This is a genomic window from Streptomyces sp. GC420 (assembly GCF_009916105.1).
In the GTDB taxonomy this organism is placed as follows: Bacteria; Actinomycetota; Actinomycetes; order Streptomycetales; family Streptomycetaceae; genus Streptomyces.
In genome coordinates this window covers 1-438 of the sequence record NZ_JAAAXQ010000841.1, presented here as the reverse complement: position 1 = coordinate 438, position 438 = coordinate 1, and the positions used below count along the sequence as shown (strand labels likewise).

The following is a 438-nucleotide window of genomic DNA, read 5'->3' as shown; positions in this document are numbered from 1 at the left end:
CAACGAGACGGGCTACCTGTGGGTGCCGCCCGACGGCTGGCGCAGGGACGAGCGCACGCCGTCGAAGGTGCACTACCACGCACCGGACGGACGGCAGGAACTCGGCGGCTTCTACGCGCTGGAAAGCGGCGCCGACCTGTTCACGCAGTGGCGGAACTGGGAACGCGAGTCGCACGACCAGGAGGGCTACCGGAGGATCAGGCTGGAGCGCACGACCTTCAGGGGCAGGGAAGCGGTCGTGTGGGAGTACCACTTCCGCAAGGACGGCGTCGCCTGGCGGGCGCGGCAGACCGGCTTCAACGCCGGAGGCAAGTCCTACCAGCTCAACATCTGGTACCGGCCCGAGGTCCGCTCCGCCGCGCTCAGGACGTACGAGGCCGTCTCGAAGTCCTTCACCCCGCTGTGAGACGGTGACGGCACGGTGACCGGCCACAGGAC

Annotated in this window: 1 pseudogene; it reads left to right on the top strand. The window is 68.9% G+C overall.

The window, feature by feature from the left end:
- A pseudogene (locus GUY61_RS38885) lies at positions 1-406 on the top strand (serine/threonine protein kinase); the annotation flags it as partial.
- Positions 407-438 lie beyond the last annotated feature (32 nt).